12 protein-coding genes are annotated in these 15,058 nt (G+C 49.5%); 1 reads left to right on the top strand and 11 read right to left on the bottom strand.

Features of this window, described 5'->3' with window-relative positions; all coding sequences use genetic code 11:
• Positions 1-7: 7 nt before the first annotated feature.
• The 7 genes from trpA to B147_RS0113510 form a co-directional block, all read right to left on the bottom strand.
• Positions 8-799, bottom strand: coding sequence for a tryptophan synthase subunit alpha (gene trpA, locus B147_RS0113540; protein ID WP_020587741.1), 792 nt, complete (start codon positions 797-799; stop codon positions 8-10).
• Positions 792-2,021: a tryptophan synthase subunit beta gene (gene trpB / locus B147_RS0113535; protein ID WP_020587740.1), complete on the bottom strand. Its 1,230-nt coding sequence runs from the start codon at positions 2,019-2,021 to the stop codon at positions 792-794. Before trpB ends, trpA begins: the two co-directional genes overlap by 8 nt.
• 48 nt (positions 2,022-2,069) lie before the next feature.
• Positions 2,070-2,795: a GntR family transcriptional regulator gene (locus B147_RS0113530; RefSeq protein ID WP_033397391.1), complete on the bottom strand. Its 726-nt coding sequence runs from the start codon at positions 2,793-2,795 to the stop codon at positions 2,070-2,072.
• A 167-nt stretch (positions 2,796-2,962) separates the two neighbouring features.
• Positions 2,963-5,971, bottom strand: coding sequence for a transglycosylase domain-containing protein (locus tag B147_RS0113525; RefSeq protein ID WP_026259650.1), 3,009 nt, complete (start codon positions 5,969-5,971; stop codon positions 2,963-2,965).
• Between the two features lie 234 nt (positions 5,972-6,205).
• Positions 6,206-6,757, bottom strand: coding sequence for a septal ring lytic transglycosylase RlpA family protein (locus tag B147_RS0113520; RefSeq protein WP_020587737.1), 552 nt, complete (start codon positions 6,755-6,757; stop codon positions 6,206-6,208).
• A 224-nt stretch (positions 6,758-6,981) separates the two neighbouring features.
• On the bottom strand, positions 6,982-8,367 hold the full coding sequence (locus B147_RS0113515) for a sigma-54-dependent transcriptional regulator (protein ID WP_020587736.1): 1,386 nt from the start codon (positions 8,365-8,367) through the stop codon (positions 6,982-6,984).
• Positions 8,364-10,205, bottom strand: a complete 1,842-nt coding sequence (locus B147_RS0113510) for an ATP-binding protein (RefSeq protein ID WP_020587735.1) — start codon at positions 10,203-10,205, stop codon at positions 8,364-8,366. The genes B147_RS0113515 and B147_RS0113510 overlap by 4 nt, the downstream gene beginning before the upstream one ends.
• A gap of 249 nt (positions 10,206-10,454) precedes the next feature.
• Between B147_RS0113510 and B147_RS28360 the strand changes: the two genes are divergently transcribed.
• Entirely contained in the window at positions 10,455-10,877 is a 423-nt protein-coding gene (locus tag B147_RS28360; protein WP_020587734.1) for a Spy/CpxP family protein refolding chaperone, read from the top strand.
• An 83-nt stretch (positions 10,878-10,960) separates the two neighbouring features.
• Here B147_RS28360 and B147_RS0113500 read toward each other — a convergent pair whose 3' ends face one another.
• The 4 genes from B147_RS0113500 to B147_RS0113485 all read right to left on the bottom strand — a co-directional run bounded on the left by B147_RS0113500 (position 10,961) and on the right by B147_RS0113485 (position 15,053).
• Entirely contained in the window at positions 10,961-12,241 is a 1,281-nt protein-coding gene (locus B147_RS0113500) for an aspartate aminotransferase family protein (protein WP_020587733.1), read from the bottom strand.
• Positions 12,242-12,267: 26 nt separating this feature from the next.
• Entirely contained in the window at positions 12,268-13,113 is an 846-nt protein-coding gene (locus B147_RS0113495) for a hypothetical protein (protein WP_020587732.1), read from the bottom strand.
• A 156-nt stretch (positions 13,114-13,269) separates the two neighbouring features.
• The gene (locus B147_RS0113490; RefSeq protein WP_020587731.1) at positions 13,270-14,571 is read right to left on the bottom strand and encodes a TRAP transporter large permease; all 1,302 of its coding nucleotides are present in this window, start codon (positions 14,569-14,571) and stop codon (positions 13,270-13,272) included.
• Positions 14,568-15,053 carry a TRAP transporter small permease gene (locus B147_RS0113485; RefSeq protein WP_020587730.1) on the bottom strand — a complete coding sequence of 162 codons (486 nt, stop codon included), beginning with the start codon at positions 15,051-15,053 and terminating at the stop codon, positions 14,568-14,570. Before B147_RS0113485 ends, B147_RS0113490 begins: the two co-directional genes overlap by 4 nt.
• Positions 15,054-15,058: the final 5 nt, after the last annotated feature.

Here is a 15,058-nt window from a genome sequence, read left to right as displayed (position 1 = left end):
CGATTCATTATGTCAGGCTACGAATAAACGGGCCTGTGGCATCCACTCCTTTTTGCTCCACCTCCCGGATGGTCTGGGAGCCCACCACGGCAATGTCTGATTTGCCCACAAGAAAATCGACATCGGCCTTTTCTTTCACGCCAAACCCCACGGCCGTGGGCAGCCGGGTAAGTTGCCTGCACCGGTCAAGGTAACTCCCCATTTCCGACGAAAACTGAGTTTCTTTTCCGGTAACCCCTTTTCTTGCCAGGCAGTAAATAAAGCCTGTGGCATGGGTATCGATCATCTGCATACGCTGGTCCGATGTCTCCGGAGAAAAGATAAACACCGGGGACAGATCATGTTTGTTCATGGCTGACAGATAATCATTCGCCTCTTCCGGAGGAAAATCCGGGACAATGGCCCCTTTTATTCCGATTTCCGACATCCGGGAGGCAAAAGCATCTATGCCGTATTTATATAGGATGTTGCCATAGGTCATGAACAGAAACGGAATGTCGAAACTTTCAGACACTTTTTGGGCAAACTCAAAACATTGTTCCACAGTGGCGCCCCTGTCAAGGGCGGACTGATTTGCCTTGAGGATCACCGGCCCGTCTGCCATGGGTTCTGAAAACGGAATCTGCAACTCCATTAAGTCTACGCCTGCGTCCACCATCTGCCGGACAATTTCAAATGAGGCGTCAAAGGACGGGTAGCCCATGACTATATGGGTCATCAACAAAATATCTTTTTTCTTTCGCTGTTCACGGATATAGGTTTCCAGAAAGGCAGGTGCCTGGGTTTTTGTATCAGTCATTTTGATATTCTCCTGCTTTGGCACAGATAAATTCTCTCCATTTGGGATCGCCAATGGCATCGGCCACGGTGAAGATGTCTTTATCCCCCCGGCCGGATTGGTTGATGATGATGATGTCATCCTTGGACATGTTGCCGACTTCCCTGAAGGCCCCGGCAAAGGCATGGGAAGACTCCAGGGCCGGAATAATGCCTTCCATCTGCATGGTCAATTTCAGGGCGTCCACCACCTCGGTGTCCGTGGCATATTCAAACCGGGCTTTGTTTTCATCCCGCATGTTGGCAAGAATAGGGGAGACACCCACATAGTCAAGGCCTGCGGAAATGGAGTGGGTCTCTTTCATCTGGCCGTCGCTGTTCTGCAGAAAATAGGTTTTATACCCCTGGGCAATGCCGGGACTGGCATCTTCGGAACAAAGCCGGGATGCGTGACGGCCCGAGGCAATGCCTTCGCCACCGGCTTCAACACCCACAAGCTCAACCGGATCATCCATGAAACCCTGGAAAAGTCCCATGGCATTGGAGCCGCCGCCCACACAGGCAAAGACCTTGGACGGCAGCCGGCCTTCGGCTTTCATGATCTGGGTACGGGCTTCCTTTCCAATAATGGACTGGAACCAGGAGACCATTTCGGGAAAGGGGTGGGGTCCGCAGGCGGTTCCCAGGACATAGTGGGTGGAGTCCATGTTGGTGACCCAGTCCCTGAATGCCTCATTGATGGCATCTTTGAGAATCCGGGTACCGTCGGTGACCGGCACCACGGTGGCACCAAGCTGCTCCATCCAGAACACATTGGGCCGCTGGCGCAGGACATCCACTTCACCCATGTAGATGGTGCAGTCAAAACCGAACTTAGCGGCCATGGTGGCCGTGGCCACACCGTGCTGCCCTGCCCCGGTTTCGGCAATCACCCGTTTTTTACCCATCTCTTTTACTAAAAGCCCCTGGCCCATGACATTGTTTGCCTTATGGGCACCTGTGTGGTTGAGGTCTTCGCGTTTGATATAGATTTTTGCCCCGCCAAAGTGCCGGGTGAGGTTTTCGGCATAGGTCAAGGGCGTGGGACGGCAGGAGTAAGTTGTCATCAAAGTTTCATATTCTTCCCAGAAACGCTTGTCTTCTTTGGCCAGCCTGAACCGCTCATCCAGCTCCTCAAAGGTGGCCACAAGGATTTCAGGTAAAAATGCCCCGCCAAAGGGGCCGTAATATCCGCGGTGTTTCATGTATCTGCCTTTCGTAAAATGGTTGGCAATTTGATTAAGGTCATAAATTTATATCTGATTTTTAATGGTCTGGGAAAAAGCAAACCGGTCCGTCCGGCAGAACAGCACTGAATAGATCGCGCCGGACGCTTTGGGAAAATTTAACAGCCGCCGAACCACCAGAATCGGATCTAAAGGCGGCATGCTCAAAAGAGAGGCCCGTTGTTCATTCAAAGGTTCCACCTGGAACTGCTGGGTACCGTCGGAGGGTGTAAGATAAAACCGTTCGGACACCACCCGGGATAAGGATTTATCCCCAAGATCCATATGATCAATACCCGCAAACAAGTCCGGATCCAAAAAAATATCCTCCAGCAGCACAGGTTCGTCCCGGGCAACGGTCAAACGGGACATAGCAAAGGCGGCCTTGCCGTGAAAAGGGTTTGCACCATCACCTGTAACGGTCTTTTTTTCCAAAGGCACAATTACTCTTTTTTGTGTGGGAACCCCCTTGGTTGAAAATGCCTGGGAGGTCCCGGCAAGGGAAAACAGATCAATTTGCGGCGAAGGTTCCTTCACAAAGGTCCCGGACCCACGCTTTCTTTGGATCAAGCCCCTTTGCACCAGAAGATCCATGGCCTGGCGCACGGTGGGCCGGCCTACCCCATATGATTTTGAGAGTTCCGTTTCAGACGGAATCATATGCCCGGGTGGGTAAAGCCCCTCCCGGATACGGGACTGGAGCTGTTCACAAATCTGATGATACAAGGGTATGGGGGAGTCTGGATTCAGCATGGCCTGTCTTATTCTCAAGTTTGCAGTCCCCCGGAAATTGTATTTCACGCATTATCCGGCGGACCGTTCAATTAATAATACCCGCATCATAATTGACAGCATGTTAAGTTGTCAAGACATTTTAACAAATCAATGCTATTTAAAAGGAATAGACCTGAGGCCCGCTGCTATCCACCGCCTGTTAATAAGGGCATCAACTTCGGTACTGCGGCCTTGAGAATCTGTACCGCAAGGGCGCTTGTGAAGGTATAGTCGTCGGAATCCTGGCCCGCCACATAGGCGGTGACAACACCGTAAAACCGGTCGCCGATGAAAAAGACAAACACGGCGGTGCGGTTTATCGCCTTGGATTCAATGAGTTGTCCGTCCGAATTGTAGATATTGTGGCGGTTGTCGCCAGTGCCTGTTTTCCCGCCAACGGCCAAATAGGTGCCGTCGGAAAGCAAAAATGCGTTGTGAATACGCCGGGCCGTACCGCTTTCAACCACACCTAAAAGCGCCTGGCGCAGCTCTTTGGCAACTTCCGGGTGCATCACCTGCTTCCCCTCACTTTTTTGATAGGCCAGCCTGGTTTCATAGGGCGTTTTTTCTCCAAAACAAAGTTTCTGGATCTGAATGGTGGGATACCACTTGCCCTTGTTCAAAACGATGCCCACAAGTTCCGCCAGGGAGTCCGGTCGATCTGCAGAACTGCCGATGGCTGTGGCATAGGACGGCACCAGGCTGTTAAACGGGTATTTCAAGCGCTTCCATTCCGAAAATATTTCACTGAACGCTTCCACTTCGAGAAGGGCTCGGATGCGCACATCCTGTTTATTCTTTCTGGAGGTCTTAAACAGCCATGTGTAGACCTCCTGACGTTCCGCCGCGCTGTTTTGAATCACTTCGCCTTGGCCGGCATCCGGGTGCCGGTTCAGATAAGCCAGCGTCCACAGCTCCAGGGGGTGAACCCGGGTAACATAGCCAAGCTCCACAAGCGAATAGGCATGGGGGCCTGATATTTCAAAAAATTCCTGCAAACGATTGCCGGCGGCCTGCCCGTTTTTCAAGTGACCGGAAAGAAACGCCTCGAATTCTTTGAGCCCGGCAGCCGGTTTGATATATCGAAAAGCGGCAGCCAGGTTTTTCGGGTTTTGGCGCATTCCCTCCAGCAGGATGTCAAATGCCTCATCAAAAGATTTTCCTGCGTATTTGCGGTAAAACCGCTGAAGAAAAATTTGCCCCTCCTGATCCGCGAATTTGGCCAGATAATCGTGCCGCCGGGGGTCGTTGGCATCTGCCAGAAGCTGCCGAACCCCGGGGATCTGATATTTGTAGTACTGGGTAATGTCTCGCATCATTCGAATGAATACCAGGTTGATCGAATGATTGAAGGCATCCTGCACGGAAAACATTCGGGCATCATGCCGCGTGTCAAAGTTAGAAAAGGTGTGAACACCGCCGCCGGTGAAAAACTGCTCTTCGGGACTTGCCGAATAGCTGCGCTGCATGGCGGCGTTCAGCATGGCGGAAAGGGCCCTGTCCCCAGATCCGCTTAGATAAGAGATCACCCAGCGGCTCAAATCGTCCGCTGGGTCCACCTCCACTGCGGCCAATTCTGCCCGGGAGAGCGAATGGTGCTGTTCGTGAAGGGCAGCAACGATCTCAAGATAGGTCGCCAATGTCCGGAATTTGGCCGATGAGCCGAGTTCCAGCTTGGTGCCCGAATTGATATTGAGCGGCTGATCAAGCGTGTCGGTCTGAAGGCGCATAAAATTGGCTCCTTCAGACCGCTCGTACAAAGTCAGGCTGTAGACAATATTGGACGGATCACCGTCTCCGAGGAGGTGATACCCGTATAGCTCATTCTTTTGGGCCGTTAAGGGATCACTGAAACTTTTGAGCAAGGTTGTTGTTTCCTGCTGTACGGACTGGTCCACGGTACTGGTAACGGAGAGATCGAAACGGTCCAGCCGATACAGCCGGTCGACATCCAGCAAGTTCAGTAACTGGACTCTGACTGCATTGAGCGCCTTTCGATGGAGAAATGATTGGGCCTTTGGCAGCACCACCCGCTCCTGAAGAACAAGAGGTGCCTCGATCGCCGCATCCCGATCTCTTGGCGTGATGATACCAACCCGGGCCAGCAAACGAAGGTAAGTGTCGGTTTTGGTTTTCAGGGCAGGATGGTCTTGTAAAAGATAATACGATGGACGGCGTTGGGCCACAAAAAGGCTGACGACCTGCTTCAACGCAACAGCCCTGGCTTTTACGTCTGAACCGGATAAATTTAAGGGCCGCTCTGCCAACAGGCGAACTGTTTGGGTAAAGTCGGCGCCGTACCAGGCATACAAACCGTCGCCAAGCCCCATGACTTCCCCGTACCCGGTAATTGCACCCAGGGGCATGGAGTTGATAAAATCACATAGAATGCCATATCGGGCCTGCAGGGTTTCCTTTCCATCCAGATAGGCACGCATGCTTGCAGATACCATCTGTTGAAATTTATCCTTAACAGAAAGTGTCAGGCCCTGGGGCGAATGGCGGTATTTTTCGATCTGGGTAGCCAAGGTACTTCCCCCCGGAACATTTCGACTGTTGTCCACGACTTTAATCCCCAGCTCCAAGGCCGCGGCGGTGAGGCGTTTCCATTCCACGGCGGGATTTTTAAGGGGGTAGCGTGGATCCAGCAGCTCACGATTTTCGATGTAGAGCAAAATTTTTACGATGATGTCCGGAATCTGGCTGTAATCTGAAAAAATACGTTCAGGATAGGCAGTGACATAGATAAGGCGCCCCAACCGGTCTTCGATGCGAAGACCTGCATTGGATTTTTCCCGGTACGCAGGATAAAACCCGGCCTGGGTGTATTCAAGCAGAAAAGGAGAAAAGCGTGCCTGGGCTTCGATGTCGTAACCTGCGATGTCGAGATTTCGAAGAAATGTCGGCAATTCTACATATCCAAGCCGCGTATCATAGGGCCCTGCCGTAGGAAACTGAACAGACGTACTTTTTCCGGAATCAACCCGCACACAGATCTTTGCCGCCAGTCTGCTGAGATAATGCGCTTGAAGCTTGGAGGTTTGAAGCTCATAAATCACCCCCAAGAGTACTGCCAGGATCAACAGGAATGTAAAAATCCTTCGAATGGTGCGCCACACCTGTTTGCGTCTTGCGCCTGCTTTCATTAGACGCATTTCGGCTTGACTCAAGTGGGTTTGAAATGATGTCCTTGAGGCTTTTTCTAAGTGATGATCACGTATTGGATACGCCGGCTCGAATGAAGCATCATCCGGCTGGGATAATTTGTTTTGAGATTTCTGCATAGGCTTTGCATTTGAGCTTTTCCAGTAGAGGTATTAACGACTTTAGCCGATTTTTCAATTTGACAAATTCTTAACTAATGACAAAGCGTGCTGATCAAAATCGTTTTAATCGACAATTTGAATTTCCACATTCAGGGTGCCGTCTCTTGTATTGCCGATGCGGCTGAAGGCAAACTTGCTTAGATCAATGATGCGGCCCTTTACAAAGGGGCCTCTGTCATTGATGGTTACAATTACACTCTTTTTATTTTTTTTGTTGGTGACCTTTACCTTGGTACCAAAAGGCAGTTGTCTATGGGCTGCAGTTTTTGCTTTCTGGTTAAAGGGTTCTCCGCTGGCGGTTTTCCTGGACTGAAATTTGTCTGCGTAAAAGGAGGCCTTGCCGATTTCAGAATAAATGGGTTGCCGGGCCGTTTGAGCAGCATGCGGACCCGATTTTTGAACAGGTTTCAAGCGTAATTTTGATACAGGAGCCGCTGCTGTTTTTTCTTCCGGATCATCAGAAACGTCAGCCCGTGCTTTTTTTGCCCTTATGCGACTCTTTTCAAGTTTAGAAATAGTCTGGGCAGGGCTGGGGGATTTTACATTTCCGCAGCCAAAAGACAGAAAGAGCAAAGAGACGATTACAGACAGCCGAAGACAAGTTGTAACTGACATAAGTTTCCTAATTTGTATCAATTACTTCTCATTTACCGTTAACCCTATACCAGGGAATGGCTTTTATAACTTTTTCAATCTAAGATACTTGTAAGAATGTTTCAAGCCTTATGTATTTCTTTTTGTTGTTTCATTTCAATGGCCCCAATATACATCATGGATAAAACTGTCGTGTGTAAAAATCCCCAATAAAGTCCGGTCTGACTCATTTCTAACCGTTACAATCATGGATTTTCCGGCAAAATTTTATCCAGGTCCAGATTGTGCCGCTTAAGCTTATTGTTCAACGTTGTTCTTGTAATGTTAAGAATTTTGGCCGCTTCGGTTTTGTTGCCCTTTGTCTGCTTAAGCGTCTCAATCAGGGCAATGCTTTCGATCTCATTCAGGGTTTTTCCGCCCCCGGAAAGCCCATGGCCGACTATATTTTCCGGTTCATAATCCTTTAACACGTTTGAAGGCAAATCTTTTTCACAGATATACTGCCCCAGACACAAAATAATGGCGCGTTCAATAATGTTTTCAAGTTCGCGCACGTTACCCGGCCAGCCGTATTTGACCAAGGCATCCATGGCCATGGGGGTAAACCCTTTAATCTCTTTTTTGTTCTCTTTTGTGTACCTGTTTAAGAATTTTTGGGCAAGCAAAGGGATGTCATCTGCTCTGTGCCGCAGTGGGGGCACCTTTACATTGATGACATTGAGCCGGTAAAACAGGTCCTGGCGAAAATTCCCCCCTTCCACCTCTTTTTCCAAATCTTTGTTGGTGGCCACAATCACACGCACGTCAATATTTTTCACTTTATCGGAGCCCACCTTCTGGATCTCTTTTTCCTGGAGGACCCTGAGCAGTTTTACCTGCATGGATAAAGGGATCTCTCCGATTTCATCAAGAAAAATTGTGCCCTTGTCCGCCGATATGAAAAGGCCGTCCCGTGATTTATCCGCCCCGGTGAACGCCCCTTTTTCATGGCCGAACAATTCAGATTCCAGCAGGGTTTCACTCAATGCGGCACAATTCACCGAAATCAAAGGACTCTCTTTTCGTTTGCTGTTTTTGTGTATGGCCTTTGCAAACAGCTCCTTACCGGTACCGCTTTCCCCGGAAATCAGAATATTCGCATCGGTGGGTGCGGCAATCTTAGCCGTGTCAATGACCTCTCTGATGGCCGGACTTGTACCGATTATCCCGGAGAAATCTCCTTCACCCAGCAACTGTTCTTTAAGTTGACTGTTTTCCAGGGACAATTGCAGATGTTTGGTCACCCGTTCAATGGAGAGCTTGAGTTCCTCAAAATTCAAGGGCTTGGTCAGATAGTCATCCGCCCCCAGCCGCATGGCCTCAACCGCTTTATCCACCGAAGAGTATGCGGTCATGATAATGACTGGTATGGCGGGATTAAGGTGCTTGATCTCTTTGAGCGCCTCCATGCCGCCCACGTTGGCCATCCTGACGTCCATGAGAACAAGGTCATAGGGCATTTTTTGTACTTGCCGGATGGCATCGGCACCGTCTTTGACACATTCAATGTCGTAAGAAAGACTTTTTAAAAGGGTTTCCAGCATTGACAGGTGGGCGGTGTCATCATCTACAATCAGTAATCGGCCTTTCATATCAGTTCCTCTTCATTATGATCCAATTTGTTTTGTTTCAAGGGGATTGAAATCAAAAAGGTGGTGCCCTTATTTTTCAGGCTTTCAATGGTGATGGTCCCGCCATGGGTTTCGATGATTTTAAAGGCAATGGCAAGGCCAAGGCCTGTACCGCTTTTTTTGGTTGTAAAATAGGGATTGAATATATTGGCTTGGTCCTGGGGCGATATGCCGTTGCCCGTATCTGAAATATCAAATTGCAGCCTGTTTTCCACAGCCTTAACGTTGACGCTTAGCGTGCCGCCCGACGGCATGGCCTGGATGGCATTTATAAAAATGTTGAGCAGCACCTGGGTTAACCGGTCTTTATCCACCTCAATTTCAGGCAGGTTGGGTTCAACGGAACTGATGATCTTTATACCTGCCGGATCGGCCTCATACTTTATCAGCCGCAATGCCTTGTCCACCAGCTCAAAAATCTTGGTTTTCTTTAATTCCAGTTGAATGGGCCGGGCAAACTCAAGCAGTTCCGAAATGACCCGGTTCACCCGGTCAACCTCTTCAGCCATGATGTTGGCGGCTTTTTTATTATCAGGCTGAGCATCAAACAGGCTGCTGAAATAGGTGGCATAACCTTTTATGGAACTTAAGGGATTTCTGACTTCATGGGCCACTCCGGCCGCGAGGATACCTACGGCCGCAAGCTTTTCCTTTTGTTTGATCTCAAGTTCCAGGGCCCTGATCCGGCTTAAATCTTTAATAATGAAAACATGGCCGATAAAGTTGCCCTGGGTACCGGCAATCTTTGTAATGGTTACAGTGACCGGAATTGCTTTGCCCGTGTGGGACGGCAGTTTCATTTCCTGTTCTGAAACCAAACCGCCTTTATCCACCTGGTCAAGCCGTGTCAACAAAGAAGGCGGCAGCACCTGGGCGGCCTTTTTACCTTTTATTTGATCAAGCTTTTTTCTTAAAAAATTGGCGGCTGTCTCATTTACATAGATAACCTTTGCAGCATCATCCACCGCCACAATCCCCATGGGCAGGCTTGTTACCAATTCGGAGGCAAATGCTCGTGTGTCCAGAAGAAGCCTGCGGGAACGGGCATGGTTCTGGGCCCAGAACAAAGAAACAATGCCACCCAGTCCCAGAAACAAAATCAGTACGATACTTATAGTGCTGTTTTGAAGATCTTCTTTTCGGGCATGTTCAAATGGTGCGATGTCCATCCCAATAAATATGGCCGGCCGGTTTTCAGGATCTAAAAGGCGCTGCCGGGATTGGCCTCTGATCCAGCCCTGGGCACACTCATGGGACTCTTCCATGTGGTCGCGGCCCATCATATGCCGTCGGAACCCTCTGCCCTGACCATGCAGATGCTTCCCATTGCCTCTTAATGTCGGCAGAAACGTTTTATATACTTCAAAATAATATTTTGATCCCTGACCCTTGACCGTGCGCCATTGGGGGTGATCCGATGGCTGGGCATCCGCTTTGGAAAGGGGCGGTGTAAACGAGGTACCTATTCTATCCTTTTGATTGTGCGCAAGGATCATCCCAGATTGATCCGTGATAGCGATATATGAGATATCCTCCTGAGCCGCCGTTTCCTCCATCAACGTCTGCAGATGAGCCTCGCTTCCCATCCGGCCCAGCATGCCGGTGATTGTTCCCGCCTCAAAGGATCGAATCAGTGCCGCGCCTTTTTCCGAAAGGATCTGTCCCATATATTTTTTTTCACGATTATAGTTCATGGCGGCCTGGGTAACCACCACGCCCACCAGGACCACACTGATTCCAATGATCACCCAAGGGGATATGGACCGGTTTAAATAGGGTGTTTTGTTCTCTGACTTCATAATACGCTTCTGCTTCACTGATTAAATTTTAATCACCGGCATCCGGCAAAGTGATTAAATTTTAATCACGGCATCTCCTTTTTACAATGGTTAGAAACCACTAAAAATATAACCCCATGCAATTACAGGTAGTTATATATAAATATATCTTCTGGCATACCACTTGCAATATTAGGTCCATAAGATCGAACGATGTACATATTTTAAAACCTTAAATTTTATAACCACCTAACTTAAAAGGAGTTTATCATGAAAAAAACAATCACAGCAGTCACAACAATTTTTATCGTGGGATTTTTTGCAGTCAGTGCATATGCCTGGGGATGCGGTTACGGACCCGGCGCAGGCAACCGCGGTTATGGCAACCGGTTAAATAATCAGTCCGCAGTCAATCAGGAAGACTTGGATGCCTTTTTCAAAGATACCCAGGCGCTTCGGGCATCACTCTTTGCCGACCGGGCTGAGCTGAATGCATTGATGGCAGGAACAAACCCCGATCCCAAGAAAGCCAGGGCATTGTCTGAAAATATCAGCAAGACCCAGATTGAACTGAGGACCAAGGCACGGCAGTACAATATCTCAGGTCCCATGGGCGGCCGGGGATACGGCCCGGGTGGTGGAATTTGTGGTGGCCAGTACCGCAATCAATCAGCCAGATGCTGCTGGTGGTAGACCCTGTCTAGGAAAACAAGGGGCAGGGCTGGTCATATGACCAGCCCTGCCCTTTAATGGGGAAATCATTTCAGATACTGCGTTTAAGGAACCAGAACCCGTTCCAGACGTTCCACCATAAAATCCATCTCCGCATCATTGATGACCAGGGGCGGAGAAATGCGGATGGTGTGGCCGTGGCTGTCATTGACAACAAGTCCTTCCTTCATCAGTTTGCGGCAGAACTCCATGGCATTGCTGTCTTTAACTTCAATACCGATGAAAAGTCCAAGGCCCCGGACTTCCTTGACATGGGGAGAGCGTTTGCCGATATCTTCAATGCGTTTTTTTAATCGTGCACCCTTTTCTGCAGCCTGTTCATCCAGTTTTTCTTCCAGGAATACTTTCAGGGCTGCGGTACCTGCCACACAGGCCAGGGGATAACCGCCGAATGTCGAACCGTCGGACCCCTTGGAAAAAATCATATCCATGATTTTAGCGTTGGTCATGAATACGGACAAAGGCACCAGGCCGCCGGAAAGGGCTTTGCCCAGGATTAAACCATCGGGGACAATGCCTTCATGCTCAAAGCAGAACCGTTTGCCCGTACGGCCCAACCCCACCTGGATTTCGTCACAAACCAGGAACAGGTCTTTTTCGTCAGCCAGTTCTCTCAATCCTTTGAGAAATCCCCTGGGCGGGATAATCATACCGCCTTCGCCCTGCAGCGGTTCCACAAGAATGCCGCAGGTGTTGGGGGTCACCGCTTTTTTTACTGCGGCCAAATCCCCAAAGGGCACAGAGACAAAGCCCGGAGTTAAAGGACCGAACCCTTCTCTGTATTTTTTATTGGAAGAAAAGGAGACCACCGAAAGGGTCCGGCCATGGAAATTGCCGTTAAATACAATAATTTCCTGCTTGCCGTCTTCAATTCCTTTTTGTTTGAACCCATAGTAGCGCATAGCTTTGATCGCCGTTTCAACGGACTCCACACCACCGTTTTTAGCCAGGATCTTATTGCCGTGCGCACCGAATTTAGGGGCAAGCTGGGGGGCAAATGACGCACACTCGGAAAGAAAAATGCCCAATGGGTCAGTGAACACCACGTTGGAGATAACCGATGCATAATTGCCTGTGAGCGCATTGAGCAACGCATTGGTAATGGTGGGATGATGGTGCCCCGGATTGGCGGCCGAATAGGCTGCCAGGCAGTCCAGGTATTTGTTTCCCTTGTCGTCGGTGAGCCAGCAACCTTGGGCGCTTCTGACCACCAGGTTAATCCTGTTATAGTGATGGGCGCCGAAATTGCTTTCCAGGCTGAAGATTGAATTGTCTGACTCCGTGGAGAACCCGTTGTAATTATGTATTTTCTTCATGCTTGTCATGATAATTCACCTCCATTTACAGGAAGTTATCTAACAGAGACGGTAAATGTATGAACCCCTTCAATATTTTTTTGGGGTGCAAACTTCAAAACTTCCCGTGTTGTACGATTTTTAAGAAGCTGACGAATTCTTATTTTAGGGACGCTCTGTTTGGCTGTGTCTACCTTCGTCATTTTAATGCTGATTTTGTTTTTGTTCTTGTTAAGGCCACCTATCAGCACCCCGGACCAACTGGCTGTGACGGGTTCCTGTGGGACACCGTTAACCGTAACCTGAGCCTGATACCCATAGCTGAATATATCAAGCAGCGCTGTTGAATACGGCTTTTGGACCAGAGCCGGAGCAGGTTTTACCTTTCCGTCCATGGCACAAGCCGGTCGCAGGTCTGACAGATAAAATTTTGTTTTCCGGCCATCAACCAGATATTTTGGCCGGTCGCAATTCATGGTGGCTTCCACTTTCCATCCCGACTCATTTACAAATTTAATAGCACTGAAAGTCACTGTGGGATTTCCATCGGCGTCTTTTTTTTCTGAATCCATGACATAGACAAGCCCTGCATTATCTTCTCTTTCAATCAACCGGACAAATTCCATTTTGGAAATATCGGGGCCGTATTTTGCAAAACTTTTTATGATGTCGGACGTTAACGACCGCCGTGCCGAAATCAGTTTATTTTTCAAGGTGTAAAGGCTGTAGGAAGACATTGTTTTTTCAAGTTCCGACTCATCTCCGGATCTGCTGGCCTGGAGATAGGCATGCCAGGCACTTTCCAAAGTAGGTTGCAAAGACCTTGCACAAACGCAGTCAGAAGCCGAAACAAAAAAGCCTGTAAAAATTACCAAAAGAAGCGCGTTGATTCGTAACGCCATGTTTTGAATCCTCCTTTTTCAAGGGTATTTTGAAGCAAAAATTTCTGTTGTAGAAGAATTTATCCGCTCTTCAATTTTTAAAATAGGCAAACCCTTTTGTCAACCAAAGCCTGAAATATTCAACTCATACGCAAATCTGCGCTGAATGTAAGACACCTACAGCAGTCCCGGCAGAAAGGTAATAACCCAGGGAAAGACCATCAACAGCACAATACAGAGCAGGTAGGCCGGCAGAAAAAAGCTAACCCCTTTAAATACTTCATTTAAGGTGCTCTCCTTGGCCATACCGGCCACCACATAGGTGGTGGCACCCACCGGGGGCGTGACAGCGCCAAGGGTGGTGACCACAGTGATGAGCACTGCAAACCAGATGGGGTCACAGCCCATCTGGGAGGCGACCGGAAAAAATATGGGAATGGTGATCAGCAAAAGGGCCAAAGCATCCATGATGGCACCGCCAATAGCGTACATGCCGAAAATTACGGCCAGGATTACAGGATCGGGAACGTTCAGGCCCGCCACCCACGAGGCCATGTTAAACGGAATACGGGTGATGGTTAAAAATTTACCCAGGATCATGGCCCCTGCGATGAGCATAATGACCATGCAGGAGACCCGCAGGGTATCCATGATGGCCTTTTTGAAATTCTCCCAGGAAAGGGTCCGCTGAACCAGACTGATGACCACGGCGAAAAAGGCCCCTGCCCCGCCAGCCTCGGACGGGGTGAAATATCCGGCGTACAGCCCGGTCATGATCAGACAAAACAGAATCAGCATCTCAACGGCACCTGAAAGAGACCGGATACGTTCTCCGAAACCCGCTTTCGGACCGGCCGGGCCCCATTCGGGATTCAGACGGCAGACCACATACACCGAGGCCAGCATCAGCAGACACAAAAGAAGGCCAGCCCCGATGCCGCCGTAAAAAAGCCGGGCAATGGACTGTTCCGTGGAAAGGCCGATAATGATGAGCACCACGGAGGGAGGGATCACAACCCCCAGGGTGGAACCGCAGGCAATGGATCCGCAGGAAAGCATGGGCTTATACCTGAAATTGGACATCTGGGGAAATGCAACCGTGGTCATGGTGGCTGCCGTGGCGGTATTGGACCCGCAGATGGCGGCAAATGCGGCACAAGCCATGATGGTGGCCATGGCAATACCGCCCCGTATATGGCCGACCCACTTATACGCCGCCTTGTAAAGGCGTTCGTTGACCCCGGAATAAAAGGCGATCTGTCCCATGAACACAAACAAAGGAATAACGGTGAGCCCGTACTTGGAAAACACCGACCAGAACTCCTGGCTGACCATGTTTACACCGGCATTGAAATTAAGAATATAGGAAAAGCCGCCAAAGCCCACCAGGGCCATGGCAAAGCCTACGGGCATGCCGAACACGAACAGCAAAACCATCAGAACGGCAATCCCGAGGATGCCCACCAGGGTCAGGCTCATTTGGAATCCTTTAGAATAAATAATTTGACCAGATCAATAAACAGCATGGCAGCCAGCAAAAAGCAGCCGAATGCGACCACAAAGGCAAAGGGATAATAGACCATTCTAAGGGTTTCCGACACCTCGCCTGTTTCAAGAAGGGTCATGCCCCGCCGGCCCACAAACCAGGCGGCCACAAGAAAAAAAATGGTGCATAACCCATTGTTCACGGCAAATACTGCCTTTTTGACACCTCTCGGAAACCGGCTGATTAAAATGTCCACATGAATGTGCTCTCTTTTTTTCTGGGTAATGCCCATGGAAAGGGCCGTGATCACGGCCCCTGCAAATCCCATGATTTCATAGGTGCCCCGGATGGGCACCCAGACCCTGCGCAGCACAATATTGCCCATGGTTAAAAGAATCATGAACACCAGGATGATCCCGGCAATGAATCCGGCACACCGGTTTAAGGCATCGCTTATTTTTTCAATGGTTTCCATGGGTG

This window comes from Desulfobacter curvatus DSM 3379, assembly GCF_000373985.1.
Lineage (GTDB): Bacteria > Desulfobacterota > Desulfobacteria > Desulfobacterales > Desulfobacteraceae > Desulfobacter > Desulfobacter curvatus.
Note: the sequence above shows the minus strand (reverse complement) of the source record. Positions and strands in the feature narration are given on the sequence as shown.